Source organism: Azohydromonas lata, from assembly GCF_034427735.1.
Classification (GTDB): Bacteria; Pseudomonadota; Gammaproteobacteria; order Burkholderiales; family Burkholderiaceae_C; genus Azohydromonas; species Azohydromonas lata.
This window is the reverse complement of record NZ_JAXOJX010000035.1, coordinates 20,963-36,367: the sequence shown is the minus strand read 5'-3', so window position 1 is coordinate 36,367 and position 15,405 is coordinate 20,963. Positions and strand designations below refer to the sequence as shown.

Below are 15,405 nucleotides of genomic sequence, written 5' to 3'. Positions count from 1 at the left end.
ACATGCGCGACGCCCGCTTCCCGCACGGGACGCGGGCGCGGCGGGTGTGGCGTCCCTCAGCGCCGACGCACCCCCGGCTGGGGCCGCGCCACCTCGTTCCACGGGCCGTCGAACCAGGCGTCGCCCAACATCGCCGCGCGCAGCATGGGCAGCGCGTCCAGCCCCCAGAACAGCTTGCCCTCGAAGGCGATGGTGGGCACGCCGAAGAGGCCCAGCGCGATGGCCTCCTCGGTCAGCGCGCGCAGCCGCTGCTTGACTTCGCCGCCCTGCGGGTCCAGGGCCGGGCGCAGCTCGGCCTGCAGCGCCTGCAGCCGCGCCGGGTCGCTGGCGTCCGCCCCGCCGCCGCGCCAGACGTGGTGGAACAGCGCCTCCACCACGCGGCGGTTGGGCAGGCCGTCCACATCGCCGCAGGCCAGCGCCAGGCGCTGCAGCGCCAGCGGATTGAACGGGTGCTGCGCCGGCAAGGCGAGCTCCACGCCCAGCTCGCGCGCCTGCCAGTGCACCTGCCGCAGGGTCCAGGCGCGCTTGGGCTCGAACTCGGCCGGGCCGAGCTGCCCCCAGTGCTTCAACAGTGCCCCGAACAGCAGCGGGCGGTAGCGCACGCTGTAGGAAATGCCTTCGAGCGCCTGCGGCAGCCGCTCGAAGGCCAGGTAGGCGTAGGGCGAGACGGTGTCGAACCAGAAGTCCAGCGTCTTCATCGCGTGCTCCGCGGCGGCGGCGGCAGCTCGCCGTGCAGCGTTCTCAACTGCGCCTGCCGCGCCGGCAGCAGTGCCCACACGGCGCGCTTGGCGGGGTCGTCCAGGCGCGACCACGAAGCGATTTCGTCGATGCCGCGGGCGCAGCCCAGGCACCAGCCGGTGGCCGCGTCCATCTTGCACACGCCGGTGCAGGGCGAGCCCACGGGCGCGGGCGGCGCCGGGGCGATGTCCCCGGGCTGGGCCTGGGCGGCGGCGGCGGCGGGAGTGTGCAAAGGCGGTGGCGTCACGGCTGCTGCACCACGTCGGCCACCGGGGCGCCGGTGAGCGCCTCCAACTGGCTTGGGCTCAAGCGGAACACGCCGTTGGGGTGGCCGGCGGCGGCCCAAATCTCGTCGAAGCGGAACAGCTCGCGGTCGATGAGCGTCAGCGGCGGCGTGGCATGCGCCACCGGCGAGACGCCGCCGATGGAGAAACCCGTGCGGGCCTTGACGAAGTCCGCATCGGCCCGACCCACGGGACCCACCAGCGCGGCAACCTTCTTCTCGTCCACGCGGCGGTCGCCGGACGCCACGACGAGCACCGCGCGCTCGTCGGCGCGCAACTTGAAAATGACGCTCTTGGCGATCTGGCCGACCGACACGCCCAGCGCATCGGCCGCCTCCTGCGCGGTGCGCGCGGCCGTCTCCAGGTACAGCGGCAGATGCGGGTGGCCCTGCGCCGCCAGGGCCTGCGCCACGCGTTGGAAGCCCTCGGGGCGCTGCTTGAAATCGTCGTCCATGTCGTCCTCGCGCCGCTGCGGGTGGCGGCGAGCGCAGGACTATAGCCAGCGCCGGCAGCCCCTTTTCAGCGCTTGGGCGGCAGCGGCGCCACGGGGCCGCCGCCCTCCTTCCAAGCCTTGAAGCCGCCGTCCACGTGGGCCACGTTGTCGAAGCCCATCTCCAGCAGCGTCTTGGTCGCCAGCGCCGAGCGCCAGCCCGCGGCGCAGAACAGGACGAGCTGCTTGCCCTGGGCGAACACGGGCTTGTGGTAGGGGCTCTCGGGGTCGGCCCAGAACTCCAGCATGCCGCGCGGCGTGTTGTAGGCGCCGGGGATGGTGCCCTCGCGCTCCAGCTCGCGGATGTCGCGCAGGTCGATGAACTGCACGTCCTCGCGACCGTGCAGCGCCAGCGCCTCGTCCAGCGTGCAGGTGCGCACCAGCGCCATGGCCTCCTCGACCATTTGTTGGGCGGTCTTTTTCATGTCTCGTTCTCCAGGGTGGTTCTTGTCAGAAGGGCGACGCCAGCCAGCGCTCGATGTGCGCTCGGCGGTCGTTGCCCCAGAAGGGCTCGCCGTCCACGACGATCCAGGGCGCGCCGAAGATACCCGCGGCAATGGCCTGGTCGTTGACCTGCTTCAGGTGCGCCTTCCATTGCGGGTCGGCGCAGGCGGCCTGGGCTTGCGCCGGGTCCAGGCCGCAGCGCCCGGCCAGCGCCAGCAGCGCGGGCATCTCGTCGAGTTGCACGCCCTCGGCGAAGTAGGCGGCCAGGGCGCGGCGGGCCCAGCCGGCGGCGCGGGAGTCGTCCTGCGCCTGCAGCCACCAGAAGATGCGCGCCGCGTTCTGCGTGGCGATGGGAAAGCGCGGCGGCGGCCGGTAGGGCACGCCCTCGAAGCGCGCCGAGCGCTCGAAGTCGCGGCGCATGTAGTCGCCCTTGAGCGGGTAGGCCACGGGCGGGCGCAGCTCGGCCGCGGCCAGCGTGGCGCCCAACAGCATGGCGTGCCAGCGCACGCGCCGGCCATGGCGCGCGGCCAATGGCTCTATCCACGTCGAGGCCAGGTAGGCATACGGCGAGGAAAAGTCGAACCAGACATCGATGGGGGTGGGGAAGCTCATCCACGCATGCTGGCGGCAGGGAAAGCCCGCCCGCAACAGCGCATTCCCTTGCGCTGCGGACAAGGTGCCACGCAAAAACACGGGCACGATGGATGCCGGATATGAACATGCTGCTCGAACTCGCCGTGCTGCTCGCCGCCTGTGGCGTGGCCTTGTGCTTCAGGCCATGGGCGACGCTGCGCGCCGACGAGTTGCGCAACCCCTGGCTGGCCGCGCTGGTGGTGCTGCCCTGGGTGTGGTCGCTGCAGGGCTCGCTGCCGGACGGCCCGCCGCTGCAACTTTCCTGCGCGGCGCTGCTGGTGCTGATGTTCGGCTGGCCGCTGGCCGTGCTCACCTGCGTGCCGGTGGCCGCGTGCACGACGCTGATCGACGGCAGCGGCGCCCTCGCCGCCCTGCACCAGGCCGTGTGGAACGGCGTGCTGCCGGCCACGATGGGCCTGGGCCTGGGCCTCGTGACGCGGCGCTGGCTGCCGCAGCACCTGATGGTCTACATCCTGGCCCGGGGCTTTGGCGCCACGCTGCTGGCCATGGCCCTCACCGGCGGGCTGTGGGTGCTGAGCCACCCGCTGCCCCCGAACAGCGACGTGGCCATCGTGCTCACCGGGCGCTGGCTGGTGGCCTGGAGCGACGCGGTGCTCAGCGGCATGATCTGCGCCATCTTCGTGGCCTGGCGGCCGCAGTGGATGGCGACTTATTCCGACCGGCGGTATTTGCCGGCGGCGCCGCGCTGAAGGCACCCGCGGCCCAAGCTGCCGTCCACGCCTTCCACGAACAAAGGGCCGCTCACCGAAGCGGCCCTTGTCACGTCCTCACCAGGGAATCGCCTCCCCTTGCGGCCCAAGGAACCCGCCATGGTCCTGGGCCGTGAGCCCGGCCAGCACGCGGCGCTGCGCGGCCACGCTGTCCTGCACCGACAGCGAGGCCGCCGGCCCACCCATGTCCGTGCGCACCCAGCCCGGGTGCAGCGCCACGCACAGCGCGCGGCCCTGCAGCGCCAGCGCCGCGTCCTTGAGCACGGAATTCAGCGCCGCCTTGGAGGCGCGGTAGAGCCAGCCGGAAGTCGATGAGCGCCCGCCTATGGATGCCATCACCGAGGACAGCACCGCCAGCGTGCCGCCGGGCTTCAGCCCCTCGGCCATGGCCGGCAGCAGCCGCATCGCGCCCAACACGTTGACGTGCATCACCGTGTCGAAGTCGGCCTGCGTGGGCGGCTCCAGCCCGGCCGTGTCCGGCCCGTACAGGCCGGCGCAGTAAATGGCCGCATCCAGGTTCAATCCGTCCAGCCGCCAGCTCAGCGAAGAGGCGCTGGTGGCGTCGGCCACGTCCAGCTCCCAGCAGGTGGCGCCCAGGGCCTGCACCGCCGCGCAATGCTCACCGCGTGCCGTGGCCCAGACCTGCGCGCCCGCCTCGCGGTACTGGCGCACGAACTCCAGGCCAATGCCGCGCGAGGCGCCAATCACCAGAACCTTTTGCATCTGTGTTTCCTCGGTGGTGTTTCGTTCGGGGCGCGCAGGCGTGCTCAGAGCAGCTCCAGCGCCAGCGCCGTGGCCTCGCCGCCGCCAATGCACAGCGACGCCACGCCGCGCTTGAGGCCGCGCTGGCGCAGCGCGCCCAGGAGCGTCACGACGATGCGCGCGCCGCTGGCACCAATGGGGTGGCCCAGCGCCACGGCGCCGCCGTGCACGTTGACGATGTCGTGCGGCAGCTCCAGCGCCGACATCGCGGCCATGGTCACGGCGGCAAAGGCCTCGTTGACCTCCCACAGGTCCACCTGCTCCTTGCGCCAGCCGGCCTTCTTCAACACCTTCTCAATGGAGCCCGCCGGCGCCGTGGTGAACAGCTCCGGCGCCTGCGCGTGCACGGCGTGCGCGGCGATGCGCGCCAGTGGCTTCAAGCCCCGCTGCGCCGCGGTGGACTCGCGCAGGAGCACCAGCGCGGCGGCGCCGTCGGAGATGCTGGAGGCGGTGGCGGCGGTGATGGTGCCGTCCTTCTTGAACGCCGGCTTCAGCCCGGCGATCTTGTCCAGCCTGGCCTTGAAGGGCTGCTCGTCGTGCTTGAAGACGGTGTCGCCGCCGCGGCCGGCCACGGTCACCGGGGCGATTTCCCAATCGAAACGGCCGTCCTCGTTGGCCTGCCTGGCGCGCTGGGTGGAGGCGATGGCGTAGGCCTCCATGGCCTCGCGGGTGAAGCCGAACTGCGACACGCAGGTCTCGGCGAACACGCCCATGGCCTTGCCGCGGTCGTAGGCGTCTTCCAGGCCGTCCAGGGCCATGTGGTCGTACAGGGCGGCGGCGCCGTACTTCACGCCCTTGCGGGCGAACATCAGGTGCGGCGCGTTGGTCATGCTCTCCATGCCGCCGGCCACCAGGGCGTCGGCGCTGCCGGCCAGGAGCATGTCGTGCGCGAACATCATGGCGCGCATGCCCGACCCGCACATCTTGGAGAGGGTCACCGCCCCGGTGGCGTCGGGAAGGCCCGCGCGGCGCAGGGCCTGGCGCGCGGGCGCCTGGCCCTGGCCGGCCATGAGGCAGTTGCCCATGAGTACCTCGTCCACCGCGTCGCCGGGCAGCCCGGCGCGCTCCACGGCGGCGCGTATGGCCACGGCGCCCAGCTCCCAGGCCTGCAGCGACGCGAAATCGCCCAACAGGCCCCCAATGGGCGTGCGGGCCGCGGAGACGATGACGACGGAATCAGCCATGGTTGCGCTCCTCTTCTCTCGGTCAGTCCGTGTGGCGGCGGCGGGACGCAAGCCGGGCGGGCTCAGCCCCGTTGGGCTGCGCCGGTGTCCGTGCCGGCCTCGGCGGCGGCGCGCGCCGCGCGCTGGTGGATGAAACGCTTGTGCGGCTCGTAGGGGAACACGTCGTGCACGTGCCCGGCCAGGATGCGCTGCTTGTGCGTGTTCCAGAAGTCGGCGTCGAGCAGGTCGGCGTGGTGCTTCATGAACACCTCGCGCACGCTGGCGTTGCCCAGCAAGAAGGGTTCGAACGTTTCCGGGAACACGTCCTTTGGGCCGACGTGGTACCAGATCTCGCCGGACATCTCCTCCTCCTCGTTGCGCGGCGTGGGCACGCGGCGGAAGTTGCAGTCGGTGAGGTACTCGATCTCGTCGTAGTCGTAGAACACCACCTTGCCGTGGCGCGTCACGCCGAAGTTCTTCCACAGCATGTCGCCGGGGAAGATGTTGGCGGCCACGAGGTCCTTGATGGCGTTGCCGTACTCGATCACCGCGTGCTCCAGCTGCTGGGGCGTGGCCTCCTGCAGGTAGATGTTCAGCGGGATCATGCGCCGCTCGATGTAGACGTGCTTGAGGATGACCTCCACCTGCCCGTCGCCGTCGCGGTCGGAAATTTCCACCTGGCTTGGACAGTGGTGCAGCAGCTCCTGCACCAGCGCGTCCTCGAAGCGCACGCGCGGGAAGGCCACGTTGCTGTACTCCAGCGTGTCGGCCATGCGGCCCACGCGGTCGTGCGTCTTCACGAGCTGGTACTTGCCCTGCACCAGCTCGCGCGTGGTCTCCTTGGGCGCCGGGAAGAAGTCCTTGATGGCCTTGAAGACAAAGGGAAAGCTCGGCAGGTCGAACACCAGCATCACCATGCCCTTGATGCCCGGCGCGATGCGGAACTTGTCGCCGGAATGGCGCTGGTGATAGAGGAAGTCCCGGTAGAACAGGTTCTTGCCCTGCTTCTGCAAACCCAGCGCGCTGTAGAGCTCCGAGCGCGGCTTGCGCGGCATGAGGCTGCGCAGGAACTGCACGTAGGCCGCGGGAATCTCCATGTTCACCATGAAGTAGGCGCGCGCGAAGCTGAACAGCAGCAGCAGCTCCTCCTCACCGAAGAGCGCCGCGTCTATCGCCAGCGACTGGCCCTCCTGCGCGTGCAGGATGGGCAACACGAACGAGGTCTCGTGGAAGCCGTTGACGATCTTGCCCACGATGTAGCCGCCCTTGTTGCGGAAGAACATCGAGGACAGGACCTGGATCTGGAAATTGGTGCGCCAGCGCACGTCGCCCAACTGGCGGCGCAGCGCCTCCAGCACGTCGTCCAGGTCGCGCTGGAAGTCCTCGAAGGGCAGCGCGAGCTGGAAGTTGTGGACGATGCGCTGCAGCGTCTCGCGCAGCGTCGCGGGCGTGGGGTAGTAGGCGCGGTAGGTGGGCGCCGCGGCGGGCTCGTCGTTCTCGATGTACTCGGTGGAGACGGCCGGGCGGACGAAGATGAAGTCGTTGTGGAAGTAGTTGTGGTGAAGGATCTTGGTGGTGACCGAGTTGAAGAAGGTCTCGGCCAGCTCGGGCTGGTGGTGGTTCACCAGCAGTCCGATGTAGTGGAGCTTCACCTGCTGCCAGGTGTCCATGGGCAGCGAGGAGGCCTGGAACTCGGTCTGCAGCCGTTCGGCGGCCTCCTCCACGCGCACGTCGTAGAACTCGATGCGCTCGCGCTGCGCGCGCTGCTGGCCGTGCCAGTCCGCCTGTTCGAAGCGCTGCTTGGCCGCGGCGCTGGTTTCTCGGAACAGCCGGTAGTGGCGGTTGAAACCCTCCAGCAGCGCACCGGCGATGGCGTAGGCACGGCCATCGTCCAGCACGCGCGGAAAGAGGCTGGGGGGGTTGTGGGTCACGGCCTTGTCTCCTGGGATCTTGTGTCTTGTGCAGGGCCGGCCTGCTGCGGGGCTGGCCCGCCGCCCCGTCAGGAGCTCAGCGGGCCGAGGTCGGCAGCGCCGCTGCCGGTCTGGGCGTCGGCATCGGCGACCGGGGCCGGTGCGGGAGCCGGCGCGGGGGCCGGGGCGATGTCGGCCTGCTGCGCCGCCGCGCGGGCCTTCACGGCGCGCAGCGCCTGCTCGTAGGCCGGGGCCACGTCGTCGGGGCTGCCCACGGTCATGCGCAGGTCCTGCAGCAGCCCGTTGTGCAGGCCGTACACCCAGCCGTGCACCACCACGCTCTGGCCGCGCTGCCAGGCGTCTTTGACCACCGTGGTCTGGCAGACGTTGAGCGCCTGCTCCAGCACGTTGAGCTCGCACAGCGCGTCGGTGCGCAGATCGGCCGGAATGCTGAACAGCCAGTCGCGGTGCTTGTCGCGCACGTCCTGCACGTGGCGCAGCCAGTTGTCCACCAGGCCCACGCGCAGGTCGTGCAGCGCGGCCTTGACGCCGCCGCAGTTGGAGTGACCCACCACGATGACGTGCTGCACCCGCAGCGCGTCCACCGCGAACTGCAGCACCGACAGGGAGTTGAGGTCCGAGTGCGCCACCACGTTGGCCACGTTGCGGTGGACGAACAGTTCGCCCGGCAGCAGCCCCACCAGCTCGTTGGCCGGCACGCGCGAGTCGGCGCAGCCTATCCACAGGTACTGCGGCGTCTGCTGCTTGAGCAGCCGGGAGAAGAAGCCCGGCTCGCGGGCCTCGGTCTCGTCGGCCCACTGGCGGTTGCGCTCGAAGAGGTCTTTCAGTTCATTGGACATGGCGGGGAGTCATTTCTTATGGAACGGGGGAAATCTTCTGGCGGCGCGATCCGGGGCCGCGCACAGCGCTTGCGAGCGCACCGGCGGCGGGCGGTGAGGCGGCGTCAGCCCTGGACGTCGGGGCGGCCCTGCACGGTGAACATGGTGGCGGTCATGGTGGCCACGAGCTTTTCGGGGCCGCCGCCGTCGTGCTGCAGCGCGCGGCCCTCGACCACGCTGATGGTGCGCCCGGCCTTGAGCACGCGGGCCTCGCAGCGCAGCCAGGGGCCCTGCGCGGGCGCCAGCAGGTTGACCTTGAACTCCACCGACAGCACCGAGGCCTCGGCCGGCATGAGCGAGAAGGCGGCGTAGCCGCAGGCGGAGTCCAGCGCGGTGGTGAGCATGCCGGCGTGCATGAAGCCGTGCTGTTGGGCCAGCTCCGGCTTGTGGCGCACGACGATGACCACATGGCCCGGCTCCACCACCTCCAGCGAGGCTCCGAGCGTGCGCATGGCGCCCTGGCGGGCGAAGTTGTCGCGCACGCGCTGTGCATAGCCGGCGTCTGCGGGAACGAAGCTCATCAATCCTCCTCCGGGTACTCGGCGCGAATCCCCGGATTTTAAGGGGGGGTCACTACACTGCCCGCGCATGACCGCCCCGCAGCACCGCCCCCAGCCTTCTCCGTTGACTTACCCCCTGGGCGACCAGTTGCCCGCGCCGGGCCAGGCCCTGGACATCGCCCCGGGCGTGCGCTGGCTGCGCATGGGGCTGCCCTTCGCGCTGGACCACATCAATCTGTGGCTGCTGCGCGACCGCGTGGACGGCCGCGAGGGCTGGACGGCGGTGGACACCGGCATCGCCAGCGACGCCACCCGCGCCGCCTGGGAACAGGTCTTCGAAACCGGGCTGGACGGGCTGCCGCTGCTGCGCCTGGTGGTGACGCACATGCACCCCGACCACATCGGCCTGGCGCAGTGGCTCACCGCGCGCTGGGGCTGCCGCCTGTGGATCAGCGCCACCGACTACCTCGCCGCCCAACACGGCAGCCGCAGCAGCACCGGCCATGGCGGCGACAGCGCCGCGGCCTTCTTCGGCAGCCACGGCCTCACCGACCCGGACGCGCTGGAGAAGGTGCGACAGCGCGGCAGCTACTACGCCAGCATGGTCCCCGAGGTGCCGGCGCAATACGCGCGGCTGCTGGACGGCCTGCGGCTGCCCATGGGCGGCCACGACTGGCACTGCATCGCCGGCTACGGCCACGCGCCGGAGCACATCAGCCTGCACTGCCCGGCGCTGGGCGTGCTGATTTCCGGCGACATGCTGCTGCCGCGCATCTCCACCAACGTCAGCGTGCTGGACGTGGAACCGGAAGCCAACCCGCTGCCGCTGTACCTCGCGTCGCTGGAGCGCTTCACGCCGCTGCCGGCCGGCACCCTGGTGCTGCCCTCGCACGGCAAGCCTTTCACGGGGCTGCATGCGCGCGTGGCGCAACTGCGCGAGCACCACGACGAGCGGCTGGGCGAAGTGCTGCAGGCCTGCGCCGAGCGGCCCATGGACGCCGCCGCGCTGCTGCCCGTGCTGTTCCGCCGCCCGCTGGACCTGCACCAGACCACCTTCGCCATGGGCGAAGCCATCGCCCACCTGCACGCGCTGTGGCTGGACGGCCGGCTGCGCCGCCAGGCGGATGCGGACGGCGTCTGGCGGTTCACCAAGCCCTGAGCGGGCCTCCTACAAGGCGGACAAGGCACTTTTCCGCCGGCCGCATTGTTCAGAAATCTGAACGATGAAGCCCATTCAATGGGGGCTCACCGGGCACGAAACTGAACACTGGCCCGCCATGACTTCGCCAAAACCCTGCCCTGAACCGTCCGCCAAGAAGAAGGGCCTGTCACGTGAGTAACAGGCCCTGCCCGTACACCGCCCTTGCCGTCGAACGCGGCGCCTCCCGCAGTGCACGCCGTCATGGACAGCGAAGGGCCAGTCTGCAGCAACCCCCCTCATTTGCAGGACCCCCGAATGGGTGACAAATTGTGACTAATGCACGGCTCGCCCTGCCGGCGTGAGGGCCGGGGCCGAGAACCTGACGGGCGCTGCCGCCGGCTTGCTCAGTCCAGCGAGGGCAGCACCGCGGCGCGCAGCGCGGCGCGGCGGGCGGCGAAGTCCGGCAGCACGGCGCGCACATGGGCCCAGAAGGCGGCGCTGTGGTTCATCTCGCGCAGGTGGGCCAGCTCGTGCACCACCACGTAGTCGATGAGCGCGGGTGCCAGGTGCACCAGGCGCCAGTTCAGGCGGATCACGCCCGCGGCGCTGGCGCTGCCCCAGCGCGTCACGGCGGCAGACAGCGCCACGCGCGACGGCCGCACACCCATCAGCGGCGCATGGAGGGCGCAGCGCTCACGGAAATGCGCCAGCGCCCGCGCGCGCAGCCACTCGCGCAGCGCGGCGGCCCATTGCGCCGGCGGCGCCTCGGCGGGCAGCGGCGCGTGCAGCAGCGCGGCGGCGGCGTCGAGCTGCCAGGCCGCGGCCTGCGGCCGCAGCGACAGGCGCTCGCCCAGGAAGGGAAGCTCGGCTTCGGGGCCCCACACCGGCTGCACCTCGCGGCGGCGCAGCGACTGCTGCCGCTGCGCGGCGAGGTGGCGCAGTATCCAGGCCGCCTTGGCGTGCAGCGCCTGCTCCACCTGCGCCAGCGTGGCGTGGCGCGGGGCGGCCACGCGCAGGCCCTGCGCGTCCACCACCAGGCCGATGCTGCGGCGGGCGCTGCGCCGCAGCGCGTAGCCCACCTCGGCGCCGGACAGGTGCACGGCGTGGCGCGCCTCGGGGTGGCGCCACACGCTGCCCTGCGGCACGGCGCCGGCCGGCGCCGCATCGGCCACGAGCCGGGGCGCGGCCATGCTCAGGACTGCGCGGCGGTGGCGGAGCGCTGCGGCTGGCCGCCGGCGTAGGCCTCGGGGTCCAGGCGGCGCATTTCGCCCTCGATCCAGGCTTCGACCTCGCGCGTCACCGCGTCGGCGCTGCGGCCCTGCGTGGCGATGGGCGCGCCCACGGAGATGTCGATCACGCCGGGCTTGAGCAGCCAGCTCTTGCGCGGCCAGCAGCGCGCGGAGGTGACGGCAATGGGCACCACCGGCACGCCCGCGGCCATCGCCAGCCGCGCGGCGCCGCTCTGGTAGCGCGCCTGCTCGCCGCGGGGCACGCGCGTGCCCTCGGGGAACATGATCACCCACGTGCCCTGGGCCATGAACTTGCGGCCCTGCGTGGCGACCTTGTTCCAGGCCTCGGTGCGCTTGGCGCGGTCGATGTGGATCATGTCCAGCCGCGCCATGGCCCAGCCGAAGAACGGGATGTAGAGCAGCTCGCGCTTGAACACGTAGGCCAGCGGGTGTGGCATCAGCGCCGGGAAGGCAAAGGTCTCCCAGGTGGACTGGTGCTTGGCCGCCAGCAGCACGGCGTCGCGCTTGCCCTTGGGCAGGTGGTCCATGCCCTGCAGCCGCCAGCGCACGCCGCAGATGAAGCGCGCGCCCAGGATGGCCGTGCGCAGCCAGCCCGCGCACATCCAGTACACCGGCTCGCCGCGCAGGAAGATGGACACCACCACCACCGACAGCGCCCACGGAACTACCGTGAGGGCCAGGAACACGATATAGAGCGCCGAGCGCAGCGCCGAAAGCAGTCGTCCCATAGTCAGCGGCTCCCCTCGCCGTCCGTGGCCGCCGGCGCGTCAGGTTGCTCGCGCTGCAGCAGGTAGTCGGCGAAGGCCGACAAGTCGTCATGAACCTGCAGCCCCGGCACCTGGACCGCGAGCTGCTGAAGCTGGGCCTCGTCCAGCAAGGCGCCGCGGCCGCTGCGCAGCAGGTGCGGCTGGCAGCCCGCGGCGCGGGCGGCCAGCATGTCGCGCGGCGTGTCGCCCACCATCGGCACCTGCGTGAGGTCGGCGCCGTAGCGCCGGCCGATGTCCAGCATCAGCCCGGGCAGGGGCTTGCGGCAGTCGCAGTGCTCCTCCGGCGTATGCGGGCACAGGAAGACCGCGTCCAGCCGCCCGCCCTGCATCGCCAGCGTGCGCATCATGTGCGCGTGCACGGCGTTGAGCGAGGCCATGTCGATCATCCCGCGCCCAATGCCGGCCTGGTTGGTGGCGATGACCGTGTGCCAGCCCGCGTGGTTGAGCCGCGCCACGGCCTCCAGCGCGCCGGGCACGGGCGTCCACTCCGAGGGCTCCTTGACGTGGTCCTCGCGGTACTGGTTGAGGATGCCGTCACGCCCGAGGATGACGAGCTTGGGAACGGGTGTCATGCCGCCAGCCGCGACAGGTCGGCGACCCGGTTCATCGCGCCGTGCAGCGCACCCAGCAGCGCCAGGCGGTTGGCGCGCAGCGCGGCGTCCTCGGCGTTGACCATGACGTGGTCGAAGAAGGCGTCCACCGGCGCCTTGAGCGCGGCCAGCGCCTGCAGCGAGCCCTGGTAGTCACCAGCCTCGAACGCGGAGTCAGCCTTGGGCGCCACGGCCTGCAGGGCCTCGAACAGCGCGGCTTCGGCACTTTCCTGCAGCAGCGCGGTATCCACCGCCGCGGCGGCGCCGCCCTCGCTCTTCTTGAGGATGTTGCCCACGCGCTTGTTGGCCGCGGCAAGCGACGCGGCTTCCGGCAAGGCCGAGAAGGCGCGCACCGCGGCCAGCCGCTTGGGCACCTGGCCCAGGCGCTCGGGGCGCAGGGCGAGCACGGCGTCCACTTCCTGCGCGCTGTAGCCCTGCTCGCGCAGGCTCACGGCCAGGCGGTCGTAGAAGAAGTCCAGCAGCGCGGCGCCCGGGTTCGCGATCAGCTCGCCGAAGGGCGGCACGGCCTGCGCCACCAGCTCGTGCAGCGACAGCGGCAGGTTCTTCTCGACCAGCAGCCGGATCACGCCCAGGGCGTGGCGGCGCAGGGCGAACGGGTCCTTGTCGCCGGTGGGGAGCTGGCCGATGCCGAACAGGCCCACCAGCGTCTCCAGCTTGTCGGCCAGCGCCAGCACGGTGCCGGTGTGGTTGCGCGGCAGCGCGTCGCCGGCAAAGCGGGGCTTGTAGTGGTCCTCGATGGCGATGGCCACGCCGTCGCGCAGGCCCTCGTGGCGGGCGTAGTAGCCGCCCATGATCCCTTGCAGCTCGGGGAACTCGCCCACCATGTCGGTGAGCAGGTCGGTCTTGGCCAGCAGCGCGGCTTCCTTGGCCTTGCTGTCGAGCACGTCGAACTCGTCCTTGGCGTCCACCGTGTAGGGCACGGTGGCCAGGCGCAACTGGTTGACGATGGCGTGGGCGATGGCCTGCACGCGCTCGGCGCGCTGGCCCTGCGTGCCCAGCTTGCCGTGGTAGACGACCTTGGCCAGGCCGGGGACGCGCGAGGCCAGCGTCTTCTTGCGGTCCTGGTCGAAGAAGAACTTGGCGTCGGCCAGGCGCGGGCGCACCACGCGCTCGTTGCCCTGCACCACGGCGCCCGCGTCCTCGGGGCTGATGTTGCTCACCACCAGGAAGCGGTTCGTGAGCTTTCCAGCCGCATCCAGCAGCGGGAAGTACTTCTGGTTGGCCTTCATCGTGAGGATGAGGCACTCCTGCGGCACTTCCAGGAACTCCTTCTCGAACTGGCAGGCGAGCACGTTGGGGCGCTCGACCAGCGCGGTCACCTCGTCCAGCAGCGCGGCGTCCTCGATGGGCTTGAGGCCTTCGCGGGCGGCTGCGGCCTGCAGCTGGCGCTCGATCTCGGCGCGGCGCGCGTCGAAACCGGCAATCACCGCCCCTTCTTGCTGCAATTGCTGCGCATAGCTGTCGGCGTCCAGCAGCACCACCGGGTCCACGGCGGCCTCGAAGCGGTGGCCGTGGGTGGCGCGGCCGGCCTGCAGGCCCAGGGCGGCCACGGGCACCACGTCGGCGCCGTGCAGCGCGACCAGCGCGTGCGCGGGGCGGACGAAGTGCACGCTGCTCCAGCCATCGGCGAGCTGGTAGCTCATGACCTTGGGGATGGGCAGCTTCGCCAGCGCCTCTTCCAGCGCCTTTTGCAGGCCGTCAGCCAGCGCGGCGCCGCGCAGCGTGCTCTGCAGGAACAGCGCCTCGGCCTTGCCGTCGGAGCGGCGCTGCAGTTGCGGCAGCACGGAGGCGTCGGCGCCCAGCGCGGAAAGCTTCTTGAGCAGCGCGGGCGTGGGCTGGCCTTCGGTGTTCAGCGCCACGGCCACCGGCATGAGCTTCACGAGCTGCTCGCGGTCGGGGGCTTGGGCCGCTACCGCCGTGACGTGCGCGGCCAGGCGGCGCGGCGAGGCGTAGGGCGTGGCCACAGCGTCGGCGCCGGCCAGGCCCTGGGCCTGCAGGCCCTTGAGCAGTGCCTGCGTGAAGGCGTCGCCCAGGCTCTTGAGCGCCTTGGGCGGCAGTTCCTCGACGAACAGTTCGACGAGCAGGTTCTTTTGGTTCATGTCCGAAGCCGCCATCACGCCGCCTTCTTCTTCAGTTCGAGTTGTGCCGTGACCTCGTCGGCCCAGGCCTTGGGCGCCATGGGGAAACCCAGGCGCGCGCGGCTGTCCACGTAACCCGCGGCCACCGAGCGCGCGAGGTTGCGGATGCGGCCGATGTAGGCCGCGCGCTCGGTCACGCTGATGGCGCCGCGCGCGTCCAGCAGGTTGAAGGTGTGCGCGGCCTTGAGCACCTGCTCGTAGGCCGGCAGCGCGAGCTGCTGCGCGATGAGGTGCTGCGCCTGGCGCTCGTGCGCGCCGAAGGCGGTGAGCAGGAACTCCACGTCGGAGTGCTCGAAGTTGTAGGTGCTCTGCTCGACCTCGTTCTGGTGGAACACGTCGCCGTACTTCAGCCCCGGCGTGTATTCGAGGTCGTAGACGTTTTCCACGCCCTGCAGGTACATGGCCAGGCGCTCCAGGCCGTAGGTGATCTCGCCGGTAGCGGGCTTGCAGTCGATGCCGCCGACCTGCTGGAAGTAGGTGAACTGCGTCACCTCCATGCCGTTGAGCCACACCTCCCAGCCCAGGCCCCAGGCGCCCAGGGTGGGGTTCTCCCAATCGTCCTCGACGAAGCGGATGTCGTTCTTCTTGAGGTCGAAGCCCAGGGCCTGCAGCGAGCCCAGGTAGAGCTCCAGGATGTTGGCCGGCGCGGGCTTGAGGACGACCTGGAACTGGTAGTAGTGCTGCAGCCGGTTGGGGTTGTCGCCGTAGCGGCCGTCCTTGGGGCGGCGGCTGGGCTGCACGTAGGCGGCCTTCCAGGGCTCGGGACCCAGCGCGCGCAGGAAGGTGGCGGTGTGGCTGGTGCCGGCGCCGACCTCCATGTCGTAGGGCTGCAGCAGCGCGCAGCCCTGGGCGCCCCAGTATTCCTGCAGGCGAAGGATGATTTGCTGGAAGCTCAGCGTGGCCATGGAGTGGATGTTGCGGACGTAAACCCTTGATTCTAGGGT

Annotated in this window: 17 protein-coding genes; 2 read left to right on the top strand and 15 right to left on the bottom strand. The window is 70.9% G+C overall.

The window, feature by feature from the left end:
- Positions 1–56 precede the first annotated feature (56 nt).
- From SM757_RS19850 to SM757_RS19830, 5 genes are all read right to left on the bottom strand, one after another.
- Positions 57–698: a 2-hydroxychromene-2-carboxylate isomerase gene (locus SM757_RS19850; protein ID WP_322466812.1), complete on the bottom strand. Its 642-nt coding sequence runs from the start codon at positions 696–698 to the stop codon at positions 57–59.
- Positions 695–985, bottom strand: coding sequence for a DUF1289 domain-containing protein (locus tag SM757_RS19845; RefSeq protein ID WP_407655785.1), 291 nt, complete (start codon positions 983–985; stop codon positions 695–697). Before SM757_RS19845 ends, SM757_RS19850 begins: the two co-directional genes overlap by 4 nt.
- Positions 982–1,476 carry a YbaK/EbsC family protein gene (locus tag SM757_RS19840; protein ID WP_322466811.1) on the bottom strand — a complete coding sequence of 165 codons (495 nt, stop codon included), beginning with the start codon at positions 1,474–1,476 and terminating at the stop codon, positions 982–984. Before SM757_RS19840 ends, SM757_RS19845 begins: the two co-directional genes overlap by 4 nt.
- Before the next feature lie 65 nt (positions 1,477–1,541).
- Positions 1,542–1,937 carry a rhodanese-like domain-containing protein gene (locus SM757_RS19835; protein ID WP_322466810.1) on the bottom strand — a complete coding sequence of 132 codons (396 nt, stop codon included), beginning with the start codon at positions 1,935–1,937 and terminating at the stop codon, positions 1,542–1,544.
- Positions 1,938–1,962: 25 nt separating this feature from the next.
- Positions 1,963–2,568, bottom strand: coding sequence for a 2-hydroxychromene-2-carboxylate isomerase (locus SM757_RS19830; RefSeq protein ID WP_322466809.1), 606 nt, complete (start codon positions 2,566–2,568; stop codon positions 1,963–1,965).
- A 107-nt stretch (positions 2,569–2,675) separates the two neighbouring features.
- Between SM757_RS19830 and SM757_RS19825 the strand changes: the two genes are divergently transcribed.
- Complete coding sequence (locus tag SM757_RS19825; RefSeq protein ID WP_322466808.1) at positions 2,676–3,299, top strand: energy-coupling factor ABC transporter permease; 624 nt, start codon at positions 2,676–2,678, stop codon at positions 3,297–3,299.
- Between the two features lie 78 nt (positions 3,300–3,377).
- On the opposite strand, the gene SM757_RS19820 is transcribed toward SM757_RS19825, so the two are convergent.
- The 5 genes from SM757_RS19820 to SM757_RS19800 form a co-directional block, all read right to left on the bottom strand.
- Positions 3,378–4,043, bottom strand: coding sequence for an SDR family oxidoreductase (locus SM757_RS19820; protein WP_322466807.1), 666 nt, complete (start codon positions 4,041–4,043; stop codon positions 3,378–3,380).
- Between the two features lie 44 nt (positions 4,044–4,087).
- Positions 4,088–5,266, bottom strand: coding sequence for an acetyl-CoA C-acyltransferase (locus SM757_RS19815; protein ID WP_322466806.1), 1,179 nt, complete (start codon positions 5,264–5,266; stop codon positions 4,088–4,090).
- A gap of 62 nt (positions 5,267–5,328) precedes the next feature.
- A complete protein-coding gene (aceK, locus tag SM757_RS19810) occupies positions 5,329–7,176 on the bottom strand; it encodes a bifunctional isocitrate dehydrogenase kinase/phosphatase (RefSeq protein WP_066333572.1) in 1,848 nt (615 codons plus the stop codon).
- A 68-nt stretch (positions 7,177–7,244) separates the two neighbouring features.
- A complete protein-coding gene (gene can / locus SM757_RS19805; protein WP_322466805.1) occupies positions 7,245–8,015 on the bottom strand; it encodes a carbonate dehydratase in 771 nt (256 codons plus the stop codon).
- 104 nt (positions 8,016–8,119) lie between these two features.
- Positions 8,120–8,575 carry a PaaI family thioesterase gene (locus SM757_RS19800; protein WP_066333570.1) on the bottom strand — a complete coding sequence of 152 codons (456 nt, stop codon included), beginning with the start codon at positions 8,573–8,575 and terminating at the stop codon, positions 8,120–8,122.
- A gap of 67 nt (positions 8,576–8,642) precedes the next feature.
- Between SM757_RS19800 and SM757_RS19795 the strand changes: the two genes are divergently transcribed.
- Positions 8,643–9,713 carry an MBL fold metallo-hydrolase gene (locus SM757_RS19795; RefSeq protein ID WP_322466804.1) on the top strand — a complete coding sequence of 357 codons (1,071 nt, stop codon included), beginning with the start codon at positions 8,643–8,645 and terminating at the stop codon, positions 9,711–9,713.
- Between the two features lie 386 nt (positions 9,714–10,099).
- Here the strand turns inward: SM757_RS19795 and SM757_RS19790 are convergent, their stop codons facing one another.
- The 5 genes from SM757_RS19790 to glyQ are packed head-to-tail and all read right to left on the bottom strand — an operon-like array spanning position 10,100 to position 15,366.
- Complete coding sequence (locus SM757_RS19790) at positions 10,100–10,885, bottom strand: M48 family metallopeptidase (RefSeq protein WP_066333565.1); 786 nt, start codon at positions 10,883–10,885, stop codon at positions 10,100–10,102.
- A gap of 2 nt (positions 10,886–10,887) precedes the next feature.
- Complete coding sequence (locus tag SM757_RS19785) at positions 10,888–11,673, bottom strand: lysophospholipid acyltransferase family protein (protein ID WP_322466803.1); 786 nt, start codon at positions 11,671–11,673, stop codon at positions 10,888–10,890.
- Between the two features lie 2 nt (positions 11,674–11,675).
- Positions 11,676–12,284, bottom strand: coding sequence for a D-glycero-beta-D-manno-heptose 1,7-bisphosphate 7-phosphatase (gmhB, locus tag SM757_RS19780; RefSeq protein WP_066333561.1), 609 nt, complete (start codon positions 12,282–12,284; stop codon positions 11,676–11,678).
- Positions 12,281–14,422 carry a glycine--tRNA ligase subunit beta gene (glyS, locus tag SM757_RS19775; RefSeq protein WP_322466802.1) on the bottom strand — a complete coding sequence of 714 codons (2,142 nt, stop codon included), beginning with the start codon at positions 14,420–14,422 and terminating at the stop codon, positions 12,281–12,283. The genes gmhB and glyS overlap by 4 nt, the downstream gene beginning before the upstream one ends.
- A 14-nt stretch (positions 14,423–14,436) precedes the next feature.
- A complete protein-coding gene (gene glyQ, locus SM757_RS19770; protein ID WP_066333557.1) occupies positions 14,437–15,366 on the bottom strand; it encodes a glycine--tRNA ligase subunit alpha in 930 nt (309 codons plus the stop codon).
- Between the last annotated feature and the right edge of the window lie 39 nt (positions 15,367–15,405).

Excerpts from the sequence above, each read along its gene's own strand:
- SM757_RS19850 (WP_322466812.1), bottom strand. The coding sequence starts at position 698 with ATGAAGACGCTGGACTTCTGGTTCGACACCGTCTCGCCCTACGCCTAC.
- SM757_RS19840 (WP_322466811.1), bottom strand. The coding sequence starts at position 1,476 with ATGGACGACGATTTCAAGCAGCGCCCCGAGGGCTTCCAACGCGTGGCG.
- SM757_RS19835 (WP_322466810.1), bottom strand. The coding sequence starts at position 1,937 with ATGAAAAAGACCGCCCAACAAATGGTCGAGGAGGCCATGGCGCTGGTG.
- SM757_RS19830 (WP_322466809.1), bottom strand. The coding sequence starts at position 2,568 with ATGAGCTTCCCCACCCCCATCGATGTCTGGTTCGACTTTTCCTCGCCG.
- SM757_RS19825 (WP_322466808.1), top strand. The coding sequence starts at position 2,676 with ATGCTGCTCGAACTCGCCGTGCTGCTCGCCGCCTGTGGCGTGGCCTTG.
- SM757_RS19820 (WP_322466807.1), bottom strand. The coding sequence starts at position 4,043 with ATGCAAAAGGTTCTGGTGATTGGCGCCTCGCGCGGCATTGGCCTGGAG.
- SM757_RS19815 (WP_322466806.1), bottom strand. The coding sequence starts at position 5,266 with ATGGCTGATTCCGTCGTCATCGTCTCCGCGGCCCGCACGCCCATTGGG.
- can (WP_322466805.1), bottom strand. The coding sequence starts at position 8,015 with ATGTCCAATGAACTGAAAGACCTCTTCGAGCGCAACCGCCAGTGGGCC.
- SM757_RS19800 (WP_066333570.1), bottom strand. The coding sequence starts at position 8,575 with ATGAGCTTCGTTCCCGCAGACGCCGGCTATGCACAGCGCGTGCGCGAC.
- SM757_RS19795 (WP_322466804.1), top strand. The coding sequence starts at position 8,643 with ATGACCGCCCCGCAGCACCGCCCCCAGCCTTCTCCGTTGACTTACCCC.
- SM757_RS19790 (WP_066333565.1), bottom strand. The coding sequence starts at position 10,885 with ATGGCCGCGCCCCGGCTCGTGGCCGATGCGGCGCCGGCCGGCGCCGTG.
- SM757_RS19785 (WP_322466803.1), bottom strand. The coding sequence starts at position 11,673 with ATGGGACGACTGCTTTCGGCGCTGCGCTCGGCGCTCTATATCGTGTTC.
- gmhB (WP_066333561.1), bottom strand. The coding sequence starts at position 12,284 with ATGACACCCGTTCCCAAGCTCGTCATCCTCGGGCGTGACGGCATCCTC.
- glyS (WP_322466802.1), bottom strand. The coding sequence starts at position 14,422 with ATGAACCAAAAGAACCTGCTCGTCGAACTGTTCGTCGAGGAACTGCCG.
- glyQ (WP_066333557.1), bottom strand. The coding sequence starts at position 15,366 with ATGGCCACGCTGAGCTTCCAGCAAATCATCCTTCGCCTGCAGGAATAC.